Genomic DNA, 19,827 nt, shown 5'->3' on the forward strand with positions numbered 1-19,827 from the left:
ATGGTGGTGCGGATCACATGACCGCGACGAACGCCCTGCAGGCCCAGTTGACGCATCAGCCGCTGTACCGTGCAGCGAGCAATATCAATGCCCTCACGCTTGAGTTGCTTCCAGACTTTCACGACGCCATAGCACTGCATGTTGTCATCCCAGACTCGCTGGATTTTATCGCTCAACAGCTCGTCCTGTTTGGCACGAGCGCTTCGCAGTTCGGGTTGACGGGCTTTGGCTGCATGCACGTAATAACCGGACGGAGCGATCTGGATTACCCGACAGATCGACTCGACTCCGTAGCGGTCACGGTACTCGTCAACGAAGGCGTTCAGGGTTTGTTGCGGCGCCGGGGTGCCGGCCAGTCGGGCTCCGCCTGGGCAAAATACGCACTGGCCAGGCGCAGAATCTCGTTCGCTTTGCGCAGTTCCCGGTTCTCGCGTTCCAGAGCCTGACGGGTGTCTAGAATACTCGGGGCGATTCAGTGTGTGATCAGCGGCGAATGAACGCCAGCACGTCCGTGTTGAACTCATCGGCGTTCACTTGCGCCAGCCCATGGGAGTCGCCCGGATAGATTTTCAGGATAGCGTCTTTAACGATCCTTACAGCCAGCTCAGCAGAAGCAGCCAGCGGGACGATCTGATCATCGTCGCCATGAATGAACAATACAGGCTTGTCGATGGCTTGCAGGTCAGCGGTGTAATCGACTGCGGAGAACTCATGGATACAGTCAAAGTGCGCCTTGATGCCGCCCTGCATACCCTGCAGCCAGAACGCCTCCTTTAGACCTTCATTGACTGCAGCTCCTTCCCGATTGAATCCATAGAACGGCACGGTCAGATCCCGGAAGAACTGCGAGCGGTCCGACGTAACGCCCGCACGAATGCCGTCGAACGCTTCCATTGGGGTGCCATCAGGATTGCTCTCGGTTTTCAGCATCAAGGGCGGCACCGCGCCGACCATTACCACTTTAGCCACCCGCGCAGAACCATGGCGGCCGATATAGTGCGCCACCTCCCCGCCCCCGGTTGAATGACCAACCATGATGACGTTGCGAAGATCCAGATGCTTAAACAGCTCCGCAAGATCGTCAGCATAACGATCCATATTGTTACCATCCCAGGTCTGCTCCGACCGGCCATGGCCCCGGCGATCATGGGCAATGACCCGATAGCCCTGCTGACCGAAGAACAACATCTGGTTATCCCAGGCATCAGATGACAGCGGCCAGCCGTGGGAGAAAAAGATCGGCTGGCCTGAGCCCCAATCTTTGTAGAAAAGAGTGACGTTATCGCTAGTGGTGAAGGTAGTCATGGTATGGCTCCTGCAGGTGGATGCCTCAAGGACGGTATAGCGAGTAACCAGAGTGATGATAGAACAAGGATGTCGCGTTGGGATGAATGTGAGGTTGGTTGGTGGAATTGGTAAGGCAACTCATCGATGCGAGTCACCGTCGGCTCTGAACTAAATATGGCGGCTAAAGTCTTTGATAAGGCTCTGCTACGCTGTTCCGGCCTCTTCACATTCGACTACCCTATTCCCAATGACCCAAGTCCCAATACCCGATGCCCTTCCTCCCGTGCTTGCCGGCCCTATCCTGCGCCGCCTTGAACCGGGCCGCCTGGTGTTATGGCTGGTCGGCAGTACGCCGCTGCACTTGATGCTGGAACTTGAGCCCGAGGCTGGGACGGTCAGGCGGGTGAATCTTGACTCTAGCTGCTGCCGCGTTCTTCCCATCGGCCGTCATGCGTACTTGCATTTGGTCGATGTGAGCCTGCCGGAGCCGCTGCCGCAGGACACGCTGATTCATTACGACTTGATCGTCGCACTGGAGAACGGTGTTGAAGCCAACATCGCGCAATGGGCGCCGCACCTGTTGCATGAGGGCGCGACGCGGCCGAGTCTGGTGCTGCGCAGCCGCGCGGATGACATTCTCTATGGTTCCTGTCGCAAACCGCATCATCCCGCGCGAGACGGGCTTGCGCGGGCCGACAGCCTGTTAGCCGAGCACATCGGGCAGGCGGACGCGCGCCCTGCCATGCTCATGCTGTGCGGCGACCAGGTGTATGCCGATGATGTGGCGGGCCCCATGCTCGCGGCGGTCCATGCGTTGATCCGGCGCCTTGGTCTCTATGGCGAAAGTCTGGAAGGTGCAGTTGTCACCGACAGTGAGGAGCTGTATGCCCACCCCGCCGGTTATTACCGCCGCGAGGAGTTGCTGCCCGCCTTCAAGTCCAACGAGGCGCTGCGTGAGCGGTTCTTTGGCGGTGTGGAAAAGCCGATCTTCACCACCGCCAATGCGCACAACCACCTGGTGACGCTGGCCGAGGTGATGGCCATGTATCTGTTGGTGTGGTCGCCGGTGCCCTGGCAGCTCGTATCAGAGCCACAAATGCCCGCGCTGGATGCAGAGCATATGGTCCGCTGGCAAGACGAGGCCGATGCTATACGAGGCTTCTGCCGCGATCTGCCACAGGCCGCCCGCCTGTTCGCCCACATCCAGACGCTGATGATCTTTGATGACCATGACATCACCGACGACTGGAACCTCTCGGCGAAGTGGGAAAGCACCGCCTATGGTCATCCTTTCTCGCGGCGCATCATGGGCAATGCCCTGCTGGCCTATATGCTGTGCCAGGGCTGGGGTAACCGTCCCGATGTGTTTGCCGGGCTGCTCGACGAGACGGAGGCGCTGACCGCGGCGCTCGATAGTCAGGCCCGGCTTGATGCTGCCGCCCAGGACGCGCTCATCGGTCAGTTGCTGGCGTTTAATCAATGGGATTATGTGCTACGCACGCACCCTACTGTCATCGTGCTCGATACTCGTACGCGGCGCTGGCGTAGCCGGCGCTTACCCAGCCGCCCCTCGGGCTTGATGAACTGGGAGTCGCTGGTCGAGCTGCAGCATGAATTGCTGGATGAAACCGCGGCGGTGATCGTGTCACCAACGCCGATGTTCGGGGTCAAGCTGATCGAGGTCATCCAACGAATCTGTGCCTTCGCCGGCCATGCCCTGACTGTCGATGCCGAGAACTGGATGGCTCATCGTGGCGCGGCCAATGTCATGCTCAATATATTTCGGCATTCCCGCACGCCGGGCAATTACGTGGTCCTGTCGGGCGATGTGCATTACTCCTTCGCCTACGATGTGCAGGTGCGTGATCGAGAGCGCGCACCACACATCTGGCAGATCACCAGCAGTGGCATCAAGAATGAGTTTCCGCGGCGTCTGCTCGATTGGCTGGACCGGCTCAACCGCTGGCTCTACTCGCCGCGCTCGCCACTGAACTGGTTCACCCAGCGCCGCGACCTGAAGATACGCCCTCGCCTGCCTGATCAGCGCCACCGTGGCGAACGCGTCTGGAACGGTGCCGGGATCGGACAGGTACTCCTTGATGCACAGGGCCGGCCTACCCGCATCCTCCAGCACAACGCCGATGGTCGGCCTTCCACTCAGTTTCTGACACCGGGCGCTTCCACCGCCGCTGACGTGACTGTTGAACAGCGAGGCTCCAGTGCGTAGCTGCTCTGGCAGCGACTATCGGTCACGCTCATAGCGGTCGGTCAGCGGAAACGCCGGCAACCAGGCCTCGCGCCGGATGGTCCACAGCTCGTAGGTTGGCTTGAGCTGATCAATGGCGTCCAGCGAGCCCAGGTTCACTTCTATTTCATCTGCGGTGTGCCCAAAGACTGACGATCCGCAGCGGGGGCAAAAATGGCGCCCCTGATACTCGTGCGTCTCGCCGGTCACGGTGACGGCGTCCTGGGAAAAGATGGCTGAGCTATGGAAGAGCGCGCCGTGATGCTTGCGGCAGTCCAGGCAGTGACAGATGCCGACGCGGTCTGGCTGCCCGGTTGCGGTGAGACGAACGTTGCCACAGAGGCAACTGCCGGTGAAGTGGGTCATGTTGCGTTCTCTAAGACAGGAAGCGTTATCAACCTACTAATCAAACGCCTTTTCGAACGGCAGCGGCAATAGTCTTTCTGGCCTCACCGACCGACGGCCCGTCGTCGGGTACGATCGCGGCTGAGGCGCTCGACAACCGAAAAAAAACGGCAGCCGTTTCTGCGGCTCGGAGCAAAGCAAAGGAAAAAAGGGCAAAAAAAAAGGACCGACAACAAGTGTCGGCCCTTTAAAAAAATGGTGGAGCTATGCGGGATCGAACCGCAGACCTCCTGCATGCCATGCAGGCGCTCTCCCAGCTGAGCTATAGCCCCGTGGTCTTTCGACCCCGACACCGAAGTGTCGGTAAAAAATGGCGTCCCCTAGGGGACTCGAACCCCTGTTACCGCCGTGAAAGGGCGGTGTCCTAGGCCACTAGACGAAGGGGACGCAAACCCTTCTCGAAACGATGTTTGTCGTTTCATCACCAGATATGCAGTAAAGCATATCGGCTAGTGTAAAACAGGTCATCACAAAGCAATGACCCAAAAATTGGTGGAGCTATGCGGGATCGAACCGCAGACCTCCTGCATGCCATGCAGGCGCTCTCCCAGCTGAGCTATAGCCCCGTCGTTCTGGACGGGGCGCATATTAGGTCTCTCACCAAAAACTGTCAACAGAAAATTACGCAAAACAGCAACTTATAGCCAATTAGCCCGAAATCACTGGGCGCTGGCAAAGTCCGCCAACAGCTTTTCCCAGGCCTTCACTTCCTTCTTCGACGCACCGCCGAGCAGCTCCAGCGCCTGACGCAGGCGGAAGCGGGTCAGATCCGGCCCCAGGTGGGCCATGGCATCGAGTACCGAGACCGAGCTGGCCTGGCCGGTGATGGCCACGAACAGCAGCGGCATCAGGTCCCGCAGCTTGAGCTGCAGCCCCTCGGCGACCTGCTGGATGCTGGCGGTAATGCCGTCCTTGTCCCACTGACGCAGCGCTTCGAGCTTCCACAGCAGCAGCTGCAGGGTCTGGCGCACTTCATCCTGGGAGAGCTTCTTGTGGGCGAACTGGGCCGGGTCCAGTTCCAGCTTGCCGGTCATGAAGAAACCAGCCAGCGGTATCAGGTCGCTGAAGGTTTCCACGCGGCTCTGCACCAGCGGCACGATGGGGCGCAGATAATCGCTGTTGAGCGCCCACTTCTGTACGGCGTCCACGAAATCCTGCTCGGACAGATCGCGAATCCACTGCCCGTTCAGCCAGGCGAGCTTCTCGACATCGAAGATCGGCCCGCCGAGGGAGACCCGCTGGATATCGAAATGCTCGACCATCTCTTCCAGGGAGAATTTCTCGCGTTCATCCGGCATGGACCAGCCCATGCGGCCCAGATAGTTGAGCAGCGCCTGGGGCAGATAGCCCATGCGCTGATAGAAGATGATGCTGGTCGGGTTCTTGCGCTTGGACAGCTTGCTCTTGTCCGGGTTGCGCAGCAACGGCATGTGGCACAGCTGCGGCATGTCCCAGCCGAAATACTGATACAGCAGGATGTGCTTGGGCGCCGAGTTGATCCACTCCTCGCCCCGCAGCACATGAGTGATCTGCATCAGGTGATCGTCGACCACGTTGGCCAGGTGGTAGGTAGGCAGGCCATCGGCTTTCATCAGCACCTGCATGTCGACCTGTTCCCAGGGGATCTCGATTTCGCCGCGCAGCATGTCCTGCACCTTGCAGATGCCGCTCGCGGGTACCTTCATGCGCACCACGTGGGGCTCGCCGGCGGCGACCCGCTGGGTCACTTCCTGCTCGGACAGATGCAGGCAGTGGCCGTCATAGCCGGGAGTCTGCTTGTTGGCCATCTGTTCGGCGCGCAGCGTATCGAGGCGCTCGGAGGTACAGAAGCAGCGGAACGCGTGCCCTTTGGCAATCAGCTGTTCGCTGTGCTCATGGTAGATGGCGCTGCGCTCGCTCTGGCGGTACGGACCATGGGCGCCGCCGATATCCGGACCTTCGTCCCACTCCAGCCCCAGCCAGCGCAGGGAGTCGAGAATCTGCTGCTCCGACTCGGCACTGGAGCGCACCTGATCGGTATCCTCGATGCGCAGGATGAACTGACCACCATGCTGGCGGGCGAAGCACTGATTGAACAGCGCGATATAGGCGGTGCCTACATGGGGATCTCCAGTGGGCGACGGAGCAATACGGGTACGGACGGTCATGGAATATCTCGATTACAGCGGCCGCAGCGGGCCAGATAGTGTGAAGCAACGCCTCAGGTTGGGGGCAATGTTACCAGCGGTCCCTCGTCCTGCTCTACCCCGACATTCAGCCGCTCCCGCAACTGCTCAATCACATAATCGATGAAGGCTTTCACCTTCATCGCCTGGAAACGGCGGGAGGGATACAGGGCATACAGCTCGGTCGAAGGTAACACGCAATGCTCCAGCACCCGGCACAGGGTACCCTCCGCGACCTGGGCCTCGGCGATGAAGGCCGGCACATTGATCACCCCAGCGCCAGCCAGCGCTGCCTCGCGGGCGAAGGTAATATTGTTGATGGTCAGCACCGGACTGATAGCCACGCTCACCGCCGGCTCCAGAAAGTGCCATTTCCGCCCGTCATCCATCAGCGTATGGATACAGCGATGATCGACTAGGTCCTCCGGCTTCTGCGGGGTACCGTGCTCGGCCAGATAGGCCGGGCTGGCGAACAGCTGGCGCGGGCTGTGCATCATCGACCGCGCCACCAGGCTCGAGTCCTGCGGCCGGCCTCGGTGGATGACGATGTCCACGCCCTCCTCCACCGGATCGACCACCCGCGTGGTCAGCTCGACCTCGACCTGGATCGCCGGATAGCGGCGCATGAAATCCCCCACCACACCGCCGAGAAACAGCTGGCCGAACTCGATCGGCGAGCTGATGCGCAGCAAGCCGGTGGGCTCGCGCTGCAACTGCATGATGGCCTGCTCGGCCTCGGCGAATTCCTGCATGATCTGCCGGCAACGCTCGTAATAGGCCTGCCCCACCTCGGTCAGGCGCAGCTTGCGTGTGGTGCGGTTGAGCAACCGCACGCTCAGGCGCTCTTCCAATTGTGCGATACGGCGGCTGACAGTGGACTTCTGCATGCCCAAGGTCATCGCCGCGCTGGTAAAACTGTGACACTCCACCACTCGAGTGAAGATCAGGGCGTCATCCAATCCCATCCACTGTTCCCGTCATGCAACAAAGTTTCCGGATTCTAGCGCCATTAGGCCGGTGCGCAACAGTGGTAGAGTGGCTCACACAATAAACAAGGAAAATAAAACATGCCGTCCCGGGTTCGCACTCGTCTGTTCATCTTCCTGTTGCTGATCGCCCTTGCCGCAGCTGCCTTCTTCGCCAACTGGTGGTTCATCAGTCGGCATTACGAAACGACCGACAACGCTTATGTGCATGGCGACATCACCCGCGTCAGCAGCCAGCTTGCCGCCCAGGTCACCGAAGTGCTGGTCGCCGATAACCAGACCGTCGATACCGGCGACCTGCTGGTACGCCTCGATGCCCGGGACTTCACCAACGCGCTGGCCCAGGCCCAAGCCAATCTCGCCACCCGTGAAGCCGAGCGCCTGCAGGCCCGCGCCCAACTGCTGCGCCAGGACAGCCTGATCGAAGCCGCCCGCGCCGCTGTCGAAGCGCGCAAGGCGGAACAGCGCCGCATCGAACTGGACATCAAGCGCATCCTGCCCCTGCGCCAGTCCGGCTATGCCTCCGAGGAGCAAGTGAGTAATTTCCGCGCGGAGCTGGATGTCGCCCGGGCGCAGGTGCGGGGCGCCGAAGCCGAACTGCAGACCCAGATTCTCAGCAAGGACACCCTCGGCGCCGATATCGATCGTCTGGCGGCGCTGATCCAGGCCGCGCAGAGCGAGGTGGACCGGGCCGAGCTGGACCTGTCACGCAGCGAGATTCATGCACCGGTGCCCGGGCGGGTCGGCCAACGCACCGTGCGCATTGGCCAGAACGTGCAGCCCGGTGATCATCTGCTGGCCCTGGTACCGAGCCAGGATCTGTGGGTGCAGGCCAACTTCAAGGAAACCCAGATCAAGCGCATGCGCAAGGATCAGCGCGTCACCCTGACCTTCGATGCGTTCGATGACCAACCGATGCAGGGCACCATCGACAGCCTGTTCCCCGCCTCCGGCGCACAGTTCAGCCTGCTGCCGCCGGACAACGCCACCGGCAATTTCACCAAGGTGGTGCAGCGCATTCCGGTAAAAGTCCGCCTCGACCAGGACCATGCACTGAGCCAGGTGATACGTCCGGGTATGTCGGTCAGCGTCAAGGTCGATCTGCGTGACTGAAACGGCCCAGACGCAGCAGATTCCACCACCGACGCGACGCGACTGGATCGCCATTCTCAGCGCCATCCTTGGCGCCTTCATGGCTATTCTGGATATCCAGATCATCAACTCGTCGCTCAAGGACATCCAGGGCGCGCTATCGGCCACCATTGAAGAAGGCTCGTGGATCTCGACCTCCTATCTGGTTGCCGAGATCATCATCATTCCGCTGGCGGCCTGGCTGGCCATGGTCATGTCACCGCGGCGCTTTGCCGTGGCCATTTCCATTACCTTCGTGATCGCTTCGCTGCTGTGTTCGATGGCCTGGAACCTGGAAAGCATGATCGTGTTTCGGGTGTTGCAGGGATTGGCAGGCGGCGCGCTGATTCCCTTCGCATTCTCCCTGGTACTCACCAAGCTGCCGCTGGATGTGCGCCCCAAGGGCATGGCACTGTTCGCCATCACCGCCACCTTCGCCCCTTCCATCGGCCCGACCATCGGCGGCTGGCTGACAGAAAATTACGGTTGGGAATTCATCTTCTACATCAACATCGTCCCCGGCGTGTTGATGACCCTCGGCCTGCTGTACGGGCTGGACAAGAGCGAGCCGCGCTGGGAGTTGCTGAAAAAAGGCGACTATGCCGGCATCCTGAGCATGGCCATCGGCCTGGGCTGCCTGCAGGTCTTTCTGGAAGAGGGCCAGCGTGAGGACTGGTTCGAGTCGGCCGAGATCACCTGGCTGGCCAGCATCGCTTTCGTCAGCCTGGTGATTTTCATCATTCTGCAGCTGTCGCGCGACAATCATCTGGTCAACCTGCGGCTGTTCAAGGAGCGCAACTTCCTACTTGGCAGCCTGGCCAACATCGGCCTCGGGGTGGGGTTGTACGGCACCGTGTTCATTCTGCCGCTGTACCTGGCGCAGATTCAGGATTACAACGCCTTGCAAATCGGCCAGGTGATCATGTGGATGGGGTTGCCGCAACTGCTGCTGATTCCGCTGGTGCCGGTCATGATGCGCTATATCGATCCGCGGTTGATCTGTGCGCTCGGCCTGGCACTGTTCGGCCTCGGCAGCTTTCTCAGCGGCTCGCTCAACCTGGACTTTGCCGGGGATCAGTTCATTGCCATCCAGATCATCCGCGCCTGCGGGCAGCCCATGGTGCTGGTGCCGCTGTCGATCATTGCCACGGCGATGTTGCCGCCGTCCCAGGCCGGCTCGGCTTCCAGCCTGTACAATATTCTGCGCAATCTCGGCGGCGCCATCGGTATTGCGGCGCTGGCTACCATTCTCGATAGCCGGGCTGCACATTATTTCGAGATTCTGCGCAGTCACGTCAGCCTCGGCAATCCGGCAGCAGCCGAGCGCCTGGCGCTGCTCGGTGAGCAACTGGGCAGCTCCGAGGCGGCGCTGCGCATGCTAGATGCGCAGGTGCGCGAACAGGCGCAGATCATGGCCTATAACGACGCCTTCCATCTGATCGGCATCATGCTGGCCTGCTCGGTGCTGTGCATCATGTTGACCAAGGCATTGCCGAAGGCGCTGGGCAAACCCTGAAAGCCTCAGGCGCCCTTGCGAGATTCCTGTGTGGGAGCGGCCTTGGCCGCTCCCACAATAAAAACCTTGTTCGCTGCAGACGCTCACCCTCCTCTCTGGCATTCGCTCAACCGGATCGGTAGCATGCAAGGCATGTAAAAAATATCACACAAGGTGCGCAGCATGAGCCATACGCCTTATCCGGATTCCTATTACGCCGCTTCCGCCAATCCCGCGCCCGACCGGCCTGCCCTGCAGGGCGACCATGAGACCGATGTATGCGTGATCGGCGCGGGCTATACCGGCATTTCCACGGCGCTGTTCCTGCTGGAACAGGGTTTTCGGGTCACGGTATTGGAAGCTGCGCGAGTCGGATTCGGTGCTTCGGGGCGCAATGGCGGTCAGATCGTCAATAGTTATAGTCGCGATCTGGATGTGATCGAAAAGCAGGTTGGCCCGCAGCAGGCCAGACTGTTGGGCGAAATGGCCTTCGAGGGTGGACGTATCATCCGCGAGCGGGTCCAGCGTTACGCCATCGATTGCGATCTCAAAGACGGTGGTGTATTTGCCGCCATCAACGCCAAACAGCTGCGCCACCTGGAGCAGCAGAAAGCGCTGTGGGAGCGCTATGGTCACACCCAGCTGGAGTTGCTCGATGACCGGGGGATCCGCAGCGTGGTCGGCACCGAGCGTTACGTGGGCGGTATGCTGGACCGCAGCGGTGGACACATCCACCCACTGAATCTGGTGCTCGGCGAAGCCGCGGCGGTGGAATCGCTGGGCGGCATCATCCATGAACAATCGCCGGTAGTGAAGGTACAGCAAGGGGCGATGCCTGTGGTTTTTACGGCACAGGGCCAGGTCCGCGCCCGCTTCGTCGTGGTCGCCGGCAATGCCTACCTCGGCGACCTGCTGGCGCCGCTGGCGGCCAAATCCATGCCCTGCGGCAGCCAGGTGATCGCCACCGAACCCCTGGGCGAGGAGATGGCACGTCGGCTATTGCCCCAGGACTACTGTGTGGAGGACTGCAATTACCTGCTGGACTACTATCGCCTGTCCGCTGACCGGCGTCTGATCTTTGGCGGCGGCGTGGTCTACGGTGCGCGCGATCCGGCCAATATCGAGGCGCTGATCCGGCCCAACCTGCTGCGTACCTTCCCCGCCTTGCGCGATGTGAAGATCGATTATGCCTGGACCGGCAATTTCCTGCTGACCCTGTCGCGGCTACCGCAAGTGGGTCGGTTGGGAGATAACATCTACTATTCCCAGGGCTGCAGCGGCCACGGTGTGACCTACACCCATGTTGCCGGCAAGGTACTGGCCGAGGCGATTCGCGGCCAGGCCGAACGCTTCGATGCCTTCGCCGCATTGCCCCATTACCCCTTCCCTGGCGGCCGTCTGTTCCGGGTGCCGTTCACCGCACTGGGCGCCTGGTATTACCAATTGCGGGATCGCTTCGGTGGTTGAGGTCGGAACCCGCAGGGTATTATGGCGGTCATAGAGGTGTTGCAAGGGTTTACCAAGAAAAACCAAGAGCCAATCCAAGGAGTAGTCCCCCATGAAGCATACTTCCGCCACCCGACGCTATCTGTCCATCATGATGGCCGCCCTGTTCATGTTCACCAGCATGGCCAGCATCCACGCCCAGGCCTCCATGGTCGGTACCCATGAGGTGATTGCCTCCGAACAGCTCAGTGTCGATCGCGACCAGCTCAAGTCCATGCTCGATGATGAAGCCGTGCAAGACAAGCTTGCCAGCATGGGGGTTTCTCCCGATCAGGTCGAACAGCGCATCAACAGCCTGACCGCCGAGGAGCTGGCCTATTTCAATACCCAGCTGGATGAAGCACCCGCCGGTGCCGGTGTGCTGGGAGTGATCGTTCTGTTCCTGGTCATCTTCATCATCACCGACATGCTCTGCGCCACCAACGTCTTCCGCTTCGTCAACTGCATCAACCGTTAACCGGTGCGTTTCCTACGCATTGCCGCTCTGCTCGGGCTGACAGCACTGCTGTCAGCCTGCGCCGGGCGCGCTCCCGTCATGCCTGACCCCGCCGACCTGGCTGAATTCCCCAACCGAGTGGTATTGGACAACGTGCCTTTCCACGCCCAAGACGCCTACCAATGCGGACCAGCCTCCCTGGCGATGGTATTGAACTACCGTGATATCGCTGCCACCCCGGACGAGTTGAAAGACCGCGTTTACCTGCCCGAGCGCAATGGGACATTGCAAGTGGAAATGGTCTCCGCCGCCCGTGACCGGGACCTGCTGGTCTACCCGCTGGAAAAGCAGCTCGAGGCTATTCTCAGCGAATTGAATGCGGGCAACCCCGTATTGGTCATGCAGAATCTGGCCTTCAACTGGTATCCGCAGTGGCATTACGCTGTTGTCATCGGCTACGACCTTGCTGCCGAAGAGATGATCGTGCACAGCGGCCTGAACGCTGCCCAGAGGGAACCCTTCCAGGTGTTCATGCGCACCTGGGATCGGGCCGACCGCTGGGCCAGGGTAATGCTCCCGCCCGGTGAATTACCCGCCACGGCCAAACCGCTCACTTACCTGAAGGCCGCCAGTGACCTGGAACAGACCGGTCGCCTACAGAGCGCGCTGCGTTCCTATCAGCGAGCCGTGGCTGAGTGGCCAGAGCAACCGGCTGCGCGCCTGGGTCTGGGTAATACCCATTGGGCTCTCAACGACAGGCAGGTTGCCTTGGAGCAGTTCCAGCGCCTGGTGAATGACTTCCCCGACTTTCAACCCGGCTGGAATAATCTGGCCACGGGCCTCGAAACCCTGGGCTGTACGAGCCAAGCCAAACAAGCCCGCCAGTGCAGCGAGCAACTTGACAAGCCCGCGTCATGCACCAACTTGAAGTGCGCAGCAAGCAATTAATCCGAAACTTGTGAGCCATTTCAAAACAACACACCCACAACTAACTAAAAACCTGAAAACACTCTCGCAAATTGAATAGCCGCCACTTAAACGGCGGCTAATTCAATAACCCATTCGTAGTAAATCCTGACTGACTCTTGCGCAGCAATGCCTGCATACACCCGTCTACGACGCGGTTCACACTGTGATGCATGAGGCGACTTAATTGCCTATAAAGTAGATCAGGTCACATTATCCGCCTTGAACCACAGCCTGCCGATCAATAGGATACGAGCCGTATTTCGAGGGGGTGCGCAACTTACTGCACAACTCACCTGCGCAACTTCTTGCGCACTTTGTATATCTGCCTGAACACTCTTTCTGGCTGGCGACGGAACTCATCTATTTATCAGGGATTGATGTGAAACATGCTGGATGAAAATTACATCAATTTAATGGAGACGCCGATCGCCGCGGACAATTTCGCCGGTGAGGACGCTCGCTATACGTCCGAATTCGACAGTCTGGAAGAGGAGCTGGCCAAGGACACGTCCGTCCATCGCACCACGGGTACCGACTGGGCAATCGTCCGGGAACGCGCCGAGCAGTTGCTGCAGACCCAGTCCAAGGATCTGCGCGTCGCCTGCTGGCTGATCTGGAGCCTGTATCACACCGAAAGCATCGCCGGCCTGGCAGCCGGCCTGGGCATGCTGCGCCATGCCTGCATCGAGCATTGGCAAACGTTGCACCCGCAGCGCACCCGCACCCGAACCGCAGCCATAAGCTGGCTGTGCACGCGCCTGGAGCAGGTGCTCGGCGAGCAGACACCCGACGCCGCGCAGATGGCATTGTTCAGCAGCATCGCGGGTGATCTGCGCGAACTCGATACCTTGTTTGCTGCGCATCTTCAGGATGCCCCCCCACTCGCGCCGCTTTATCGTCGGGTCGAAGAATTGCTGAAACGCGTCGAAGCGAACCCACAGCCCGCCGCGGCGACGCCAGCGTCGGTACCGCCAGCTAGCCAGCCACTGCCTCCGGCCACACACGCTTTCGCAACCACTGACGCGCCCATTGTCGATAGCCGCGATGCCCACCGCAGCCTGCGCGTTCTGCAGGACCAGGCTCGTTCTCTGACCAGCTGGTGGCAGCACCAGAACCCCGGCGACGTCCGCGCGGTACGACTTGCCCGCACACTGTTGTGGCTGCCCATCGACGGCCTGCCGGAGCATGATGCCGACCATGTCACCAGCCTGCGCAACCTGCCAGCCGATCGTCTCAAGGCCTTTCAGGAGCGCTTCAACCAGGGGCAGTATCAAAGCCTGTTCAGCGAAGTCGAAGCCAGCCTCAATCGTGCCCCCTTCTGGTTGAGCGGCCAGTATCTTGCCTGGCGCTGTCTGGAAGCGTTGGGTGCCCAGCCGGCCATGCAGGAAGTCGAAAACCAGCTTCGTCACTTGCTGAGCCGTCTGCCGGGGCTGGAGGAACTGCGCTTTCATGATGGCGAGCCCTTCGCCGACATCGATACCCGGCAATGGATTGGCAGTCGAATCATCGCGGTCAGCACCACCCCGCAGATCACTGGCTGCCAGACCACCAGCGAGGCTGGCGCGCCCTGGGATATAGCCCTGCAGGAAGCCCTGGACCTGTTAAGAAAGGACGGCCTGCGTCCGGCCATGCAATTGCTGCTGCAAGGTAGCCGGCAGAGCCATGGCGAACGAGCCCGTTTTCACTGGCAGTTGGCCGAGGCGCGCCTGTGTTACCACGCGCGCCAGCACGACATCGCCTACGCCCGTCTCGATGCGCTGCAGCAAAGGCTCCAGTGCGCCGAGCTGGACCGCTGGGAACCCAACCTGAACCTGGAGGTACTGCGTCTGTTGCATGCCTGCTGTGAATTGCTGCCGCAGAGTCAGCTTGTGCGTGATCGCAGGGAAGAGATCTTCCACCGGCTGTGCCACTTCGATCTCGAAGTGGTACTGAACAAGGCCCTCGGGCCATCAAAGTAGCGGAGAAACAGAATGGCCAAAGAAGGCACAGTAGCACCCAAAGAACGGATCAACGTCACCTTCACCCCCGATACCAACGGCGCGGCGGAGGAGATCGAGCTGCCGCTGAAGCTCATGGTGCTGGGCGATTTCACCCAGCGCGAGGACGAGCGCAAGATCGAGGATCGCAAGCCAATCGCCATCGACAAGGCCACCTTCGACGAGGTGCTGGCCAAGCAGGAGCTGAACCTGAGCTTCAACGTGCCCAACCGGCTGCAGGATGACGCGGCCCGGGAAGACCTCGCTGTCAACCTGCAGATCAATTCCATGAAGGACTTCAATCCCGCCAGCCTGGTCGATCAGGTACCGGAGCTGCGCAAGCTCATGGAGCTGCGCGATGCCCTGGTCGCCCTGAAGGGTCCGCTGGGCAACGCACCGGCTTTCCGCAAGGCGATCGAAAGCGTGCTCAGCGACGACGACTCCCGGGAGCGTGTACTCGCCGAACTGGGCCTGGCCCAACAACAACCGGACGCCTGACCACACAAGGACGCAAGCATGAGCACCCAGACAACCGCCATCAGCGCACCCAGCGCCAGCGAAGACGCCAGCATTCTCGATCGCATCATCGCCGAGACCCGCCTGACCCCGGACGATGAAGCCTACGGTATCGCCCGCCGCGGCGTGTCCGCTTTCATCGAGGAGCTGCTGAAGCCCCATAACGACAAGGAGCCGGTCAAGAAGGCCATGGTCGACCGGATGATCGCCGAGATCGATGCCAAGCTCAGCCAGCAGATGGACGAGATCCTGCACCATGAGCGCTTCCAGGCGCTGGAATCCTCCTGGCGCGGCCTGAAGCTGCTGGTCGACCGCACCGATTTCCGCGAGAACATCAAGTTCGAGATGATCAATGCCTCCAAGCAGGATCTGCTCGAGGACTTCGAGGATAGCCCGGAGATTGTCCAGTCCGGCCTGTACAAACATGTCTATACCGCTGAATACGGCCAGTTCGGCGGCCAGCCGGTCGGCGCCCTGATCGCCAACTATTATTTCGATCCCAGCTCCCAGGACATCAAGACCCTGCAGCACGTCGCCAGCGTCGCCAGTATGTCCCACGCGCCATTCATCGCTTCCGCGGGTCCGCGTTTCTTCGGTCTGGAAAGCTTCACCGGCCTGCCGGACATCAAGGATCTCAAGGATCATTTCGAAGGCCCGCAGTTTGCCAAGTGGCAGGGCTTTCGCGAGCGCGAGGATGCACGCTACGTCGGCCTGACACTGCCACGCTTTCTGCTGCGCAATCCCTACGACCCGGAAGACAATCCGGTGAAGAGCTTCGTCTACAAGGAGAACGTCGCCAACAGCCACGAGCATTACCTGTGGGGCAACACCGCGTTCACCTTCGCTACCCGCCTGACCGAGAGCTTCGCCAAGTTCCGCTGGTGCCCGAACATCATCGGCCCGCAGAGCGGCGGGGCGGTCGATGACCTGCCGCTGCATCATTTCGAGAGCATGGGCGAAATCGAAACCAAGATCCCCACCGAGGTGTTGGTGTCCGATCGCCGCGAGTACGAACTGGCCGATGAAGGTTTCATTGCCCTGACCATGCGCAAGGGCAGCGACAACGCCGCCTTCTTCTCCGCCAACTCGACGCAGAAAGCCAAGTTCTTCGGCAACTCCGAAGAAGGCAAGGCGGCGGAGCTCAACTACCGGCTCGGTACCCAGTTGCCCTACCTGTTCGTCGTCAACCGCCTGGCCCATTACCTCAAGGTGCTGCAGCGCGAGCAGATCGGCTCCTGGAAGGAACGCACCGACCTGGAGCTGGAGCTGAACCGTTGGATTCGCCAGTACGTGGCTGATCAGGACAATCCCAACCCGGAAGTCCGTGGCCGACGCCCGTTGCGCGCGGCGCAGATCAGCGTGGCCGATGTGGAAGGCGAGCCGGGTTGGTACCGGGTCACCCTCAGCGTGCGTCCGCACTTCAAGTACATGGGGGCGGATTTCACCCTGTCGCTGGTGGGCAAGCTGGACAAGGAGTAACGGCACATGGGCTACGGCAGTCTGTTCGAGCGTCTGGGCGGCGAAACCGCCAGCCGCGCCGGTTGGGAACTGCAGCGGGCGGCAATGGACTCGGTGGCCAGCCACCTGTCCAAGATGCTCAGCACCCGCGCCGGCAGTGTGCTGACCCTGCCGGATTACGGACTGCCGGATCTCAATGACATGCGCCTGTCGCTGCACGATTCGCTGCAGCAGGCGCGGCTCGCTATCGAACGATTCATCGAGGCCCATGAGCCGCGACTGTCCCAGGTACGGGTAATTGCCCTGCCCCGGGACCACGATCCCTTGAGTCTGGCTTTCGCCATCGAAGGCCGACTGGAAGTTCAGGATCTCAAGTGCAACGTCAACTTTTCCGCCCGCCTGGATGGCAGCGGCAAGGTCCAGGTCGCCTAAAAGCTGTTCTACGGAACGGCTGCAACACTACACAGGGATGCATAGTGTCGTTCAATCATTACTATCAGAGTGAGCTCACCGCCTTGCGGCAACTCGGCAAGCGTTTTGCCGAACGCAGCCCGGCGCTGGCACCCTTCCTCAGCCAGAGCGGCAAGGACCCGGACGTCGAGCGACTGCTCGAAGGCTTCGCGTTTCTTACCGGCCGGCTGCGGCAGAAGCTGGATGACGAGCTGCCGGAACTCACCCATTCCCTGATGCATCTGCTGTGGCCGAACTACATGCGCCCGCTACCGGCCATGAGCATTCTGCAGTTCGAACCTCTGCGCCACGCCGGCGAGGCGCTGACCGTACCGCGCAATACACCGGTGGAGTCGCGACCGGTGGATGGCGTCAGCTGCCGCTTTCGCACCAACTACGATACCGAAGTGCTGCCGCTGGCGATGCATGCTCTGGATTATTCGGTCAAGGGCAACGGTGCGCTGCTCAATCTGCAGTTGATGATGAGCGCACCCGGCAGTCTGGCAGATATCAATCTGCGGCAGTTACGCCTGCATTTCGCCGGCGAGCGCTATATCAGCCAGATGCTGTTGCTCGGCCTGGTGCGCAATCTGCAGAGCCTCGAGCTGGTCTTGCTAGACCGTCACGGCGCTCCGCTGGAGCTGCCCGCCGAGGTGTCGGCGCAGATGCTGCAGCTGGGCCAGGAGCAGATACAGCAAGTGGGCTTCGCCGATGAAGAGGCGATGATCCCCTACCCGCTCAATACCTTTCGCGGCTACCGCTACATACAGGAATATTTCGCCTTTCAGGACAAGTTCCTGTTCGTCGATATCCTTGGCCTGAATGTCCTGCAGCGGCTGCCGGCGGCACTGCTGAAGCAGGCACGGGGGCTGGAGTTGCGCTGCCATATCGCCAAGACCGGGGAGCAGCGCATCAGACCCTCGGTGGACAACGTGCGGCTGTACTGCACGCCCATCGTCAATCTGTTCACCCACGACGCCACACCCATTCGGCTCGATGGTCGTCAGGATCAGTATCTGCTGCGCCCAGCTACCTACGGCAACCGCCACTGCGGCGTGTTCTCCATCGACCGGGTCACCGGCTGGAAGCCCGGTGGCCAGGGCTATGAGGAATATGTGCCCTTCGAGTCCTTCGAGCACGACACCAGCTTCGGCGCCGATACATCCCGGCCGTACTACAGCATGCGCCAGCATGCCTCGCCGGTCGGCGATGGGCTGGAGACCTTTCTCAGTTTCGGTCTGTATACGCTGGAGCATCACGAGACGCTGTCAGTGGAGCTGACCTGTACCAATCAGAACCTGCCGCAGAAACTGGCGCTGGGCGATATCTGCCAGCCCTGCGAAGGCACCCCGGAATTTCTCGGGTTTCGCAATATCAGCGCCGTCACGCCCTGTCACGCGCCGCCGCTGCATCGCGACTTCCTGTGGAAGCTGATCAGCAACATGTCGCTGAATTATCTGTCGCTGTCGAATGTCGAGGCGCTCAAGGTGATCCTCGAGACCTACGACCTGCCCCGGCATACCGACCAGCATGCTGCCAAGGTCAGCAAGCGTCTGCTCGGCGGCCTCAAGCACATCAACCACACCCATGTTGACCGTCTGCACCGCGGCCTGCCCGTACGCGGCATCCGCACCGAGTTGAGCATGGATGCCGATGGCTATCTGGGCGAAGGCGATCTGTTCCTGTTCGCCTCTGTACTCAATGAGTTTTTCGCGCTCTACGCCAGCCTCAACTCCTACCACGAGTTGCGGGTCAAGAGTTCCAAGGGAGAGATATATCAATGGCCGCCACGCATGGGGCAACAGCCCCTGCTTTGAGTCCGATCGTGCGCAGCATCCGCGAGTACAGCCTGTTTCAGGGTGTGCAACTGGTGCAGGAGCGCCTGCGTCAGGCCCATCCCGAGCTGGATGATGAGGCGCTGTACGAGCGACTGGAATTGCAGGCAAACCCGAGCATGGGGTTTCCCGGCAGCGAGATCGAATCGGTGGAGTATTTCGAGGAACGCGGCGAGCTGCGGGCCCGCCTGCGGGTGAACCTGGTCAGCCTGTTCGGCGCCGGCTCACCCCTGCCGGCCTTCTATGGCGAACAGGCGTTGGGCGACGGGGTCGATGGCAATCCCACCCGCATGTTCATGGATCTGTTCAATAACAGACTCCAGCGGCTGCTGTTGCCGGTGTGGCAGAAGTACCGCTATCACGCCCGCTTCAAGCCCGGCGGGCGCGACCCGGTGTCCGCCCTGCTGTTTTCGCTGATCGGCCTGAGTGGCAACACCATTCGCCACTCCACGGAGCTGAACTGGAAACGCCTGCTGCCCTACCTGGGCCTGCTCAGTCTGCGGGCGCAATCGGCGGCAATGGTCGAATCGGTACTGCGCTACTACTTCAAGCATGAGCAGTTGCATATCGAACAGTGCCTGGAGCGCGAGGTGGATATTCCCGGCGATCAGCGCTGCCAGCTGGGCCTGGGCAACAGCACCCTTGGCGATAGCCTGGTGCTCGGCGAGCGGGTGCGTGATCGCAGCGGCAAGTTCCGCATCCACATCCTCAATCTGGATTGGGCGCGCTTTCATGACTTTCTGCCACCCGGCTGCGACAACCAGCCGTTGCGCGTGCTGATCCGGTTCGTGCTGCGCACCCCGCTGGACTATGACGTGCGCCTGCACCTGCGACCGGATGAAATTCGTGAGCTGCGCCTGGGCGCCGGCAACACCTGTCGCCTGGGCTGGACCAGCTGGCTGGGCTGCGAGCACGCCGATGCCATGGTCACCCTCGGCAGCCAGCCGCATCAGGCGCTCTGAGATTC

At 60.8% G+C, this 19,827-nt stretch carries 16 protein-coding genes, 3 tRNA genes, 1 pseudogene and 1 other annotated feature; of the genes and pseudogenes, 12 read left to right on the top strand and 8 right to left on the bottom strand.

What is annotated here, in order from left to right:
• A pseudogene (locus tag BM267_RS16605) lies at window positions 1-445 on the bottom strand (IS3 family transposase); the annotation flags it as partial.
• Window positions 252-383: a sequence feature (AL1L pseudoknot), on the bottom strand. Its footprint overlaps the pseudogene before it by 132 nt.
• 38 nt (window positions 446-483) lie before the next feature.
• Window positions 484-1,305 carry an alpha/beta fold hydrolase gene (locus tag BM267_RS11325; protein ID WP_074780648.1) on the bottom strand — a complete coding sequence of 274 codons (822 nt, stop codon included), beginning with the start codon at window positions 1,303-1,305 and terminating at the stop codon, window positions 484-486.
• Window positions 1,306-1,534: 229 nt separating this feature from the next.
• On the opposite strand from BM267_RS11325, the gene BM267_RS11330 reads away from it, so the two are divergent.
• Window positions 1,535-3,514: an alkaline phosphatase D family protein gene (locus tag BM267_RS11330; protein ID WP_074780645.1), complete on the top strand. Its 1,980-nt coding sequence runs from the start codon at window positions 1,535-1,537 to the stop codon at window positions 3,512-3,514.
• A gap of 15 nt (window positions 3,515-3,529) precedes the next feature.
• Here the strand turns inward: BM267_RS11330 and BM267_RS11335 are convergent, their stop codons facing one another.
• From BM267_RS11335 to BM267_RS11360, 6 genes are all read right to left on the bottom strand, one after another.
• Window positions 3,530-3,898, bottom strand: coding sequence for a GFA family protein (locus BM267_RS11335; RefSeq protein ID WP_074780642.1), 369 nt, complete (start codon window positions 3,896-3,898; stop codon window positions 3,530-3,532).
• A gap of 235 nt (window positions 3,899-4,133) precedes the next feature.
• Window positions 4,134-4,209: transfer RNA gene (locus BM267_RS11340), tRNA-Ala, on the bottom strand.
• Between the two features lie 39 nt (window positions 4,210-4,248).
• Window positions 4,249-4,324 (bottom strand) — tRNA-Glu (locus tag BM267_RS11345).
• Between the two features lie 103 nt (window positions 4,325-4,427).
• Window positions 4,428-4,503 (bottom strand) — tRNA-Ala (locus BM267_RS11350).
• A gap of 93 nt (window positions 4,504-4,596) precedes the next feature.
• Complete coding sequence (gltX, locus tag BM267_RS11355) at window positions 4,597-6,084, bottom strand: glutamate--tRNA ligase (protein WP_074780639.1); 1,488 nt, start codon at window positions 6,082-6,084, stop codon at window positions 4,597-4,599.
• Between the two features lie 53 nt (window positions 6,085-6,137).
• Window positions 6,138-7,067 (bottom strand): LysR family transcriptional regulator, encoded by a 930-nt coding sequence (locus BM267_RS11360; protein ID WP_074780636.1) that lies wholly within the window; start codon window positions 7,065-7,067, stop codon window positions 6,138-6,140.
• Between the two features lie 102 nt (window positions 7,068-7,169).
• Here BM267_RS11360 and BM267_RS11365 point away from each other — a divergent pair, with 102 nt between their 5' ends.
• From BM267_RS11365 to tssG, 11 genes are all read left to right on the top strand, one after another.
• On the top strand, window positions 7,170-8,201 hold the full coding sequence (locus BM267_RS11365) for an HlyD family secretion protein (protein WP_074780633.1): 1,032 nt from the start codon (window positions 7,170-7,172) through the stop codon (window positions 8,199-8,201).
• Window positions 8,194-9,735: a DHA2 family efflux MFS transporter permease subunit gene (locus BM267_RS11370; RefSeq protein WP_074780630.1), complete on the top strand. Its 1,542-nt coding sequence runs from the start codon at window positions 8,194-8,196 to the stop codon at window positions 9,733-9,735. Before BM267_RS11365 ends, BM267_RS11370 begins: the two co-directional genes overlap by 8 nt.
• Window positions 9,736-9,897: 162 nt before the next feature.
• The gene (locus BM267_RS11375) at window positions 9,898-11,181 is read left to right on the top strand and encodes an NAD(P)/FAD-dependent oxidoreductase (RefSeq protein ID WP_074780627.1); all 1,284 of its coding nucleotides are present in this window, start codon (window positions 9,898-9,900) and stop codon (window positions 11,179-11,181) included.
• A 130-nt stretch (window positions 11,182-11,311) separates the two neighbouring features.
• Entirely contained in the window at window positions 11,312-11,677 is a 366-nt protein-coding gene (locus BM267_RS11380) for a PA2779 family protein (protein WP_235818282.1), read from the top strand.
• Window positions 11,678-11,755: 78 nt separating this feature from the next.
• Window positions 11,756-12,604, top strand: a complete 849-nt coding sequence (locus tag BM267_RS11385; RefSeq protein ID WP_074780624.1) for a PA2778 family cysteine peptidase — start codon at window positions 11,756-11,758, stop codon at window positions 12,602-12,604.
• A gap of 407 nt (window positions 12,605-13,011) precedes the next feature.
• Entirely contained in the window at window positions 13,012-14,583 is a 1,572-nt protein-coding gene (tssA, locus tag BM267_RS11390; protein ID WP_074780621.1) for a type VI secretion system protein TssA, read from the top strand.
• Window positions 14,584-14,595: 12 nt separating this feature from the next.
• Window positions 14,596-15,099: a type VI secretion system contractile sheath small subunit gene (tssB, locus tag BM267_RS11395; RefSeq protein WP_036990434.1), complete on the top strand. Its 504-nt coding sequence runs from the start codon at window positions 14,596-14,598 to the stop codon at window positions 15,097-15,099.
• An 18-nt stretch (window positions 15,100-15,117) separates the two neighbouring features.
• Window positions 15,118-16,596 carry a type VI secretion system contractile sheath large subunit gene (gene tssC, locus BM267_RS11400; RefSeq protein WP_074780618.1) on the top strand — a complete coding sequence of 493 codons (1,479 nt, stop codon included), beginning with the start codon at window positions 15,118-15,120 and terminating at the stop codon, window positions 16,594-16,596.
• A gap of 6 nt (window positions 16,597-16,602) precedes the next feature.
• Window positions 16,603-17,007: a type VI secretion system baseplate subunit TssE gene (tssE, locus tag BM267_RS11405; protein ID WP_036990437.1), complete on the top strand. Its 405-nt coding sequence runs from the start codon at window positions 16,603-16,605 to the stop codon at window positions 17,005-17,007.
• 44 nt (window positions 17,008-17,051) lie between these two features.
• A complete protein-coding gene (tssF, locus tag BM267_RS11410; RefSeq protein WP_074780614.1) occupies window positions 17,052-18,842 on the top strand; it encodes a type VI secretion system baseplate subunit TssF in 1,791 nt (596 codons plus the stop codon).
• Window positions 18,806-19,822, top strand: coding sequence for a type VI secretion system baseplate subunit TssG (gene tssG, locus BM267_RS11415; protein WP_036990440.1), 1,017 nt, complete (start codon window positions 18,806-18,808; stop codon window positions 19,820-19,822). Before tssF ends, tssG begins: the two co-directional genes overlap by 37 nt.
• Window positions 19,823-19,827: the final 5 nt, after the last annotated feature.

The organism is Halopseudomonas bauzanensis (genome assembly GCF_900114735.1).
GTDB lineage: Bacteria > Pseudomonadota > Gammaproteobacteria > Pseudomonadales > Pseudomonadaceae > Halopseudomonas > Halopseudomonas bauzanensis.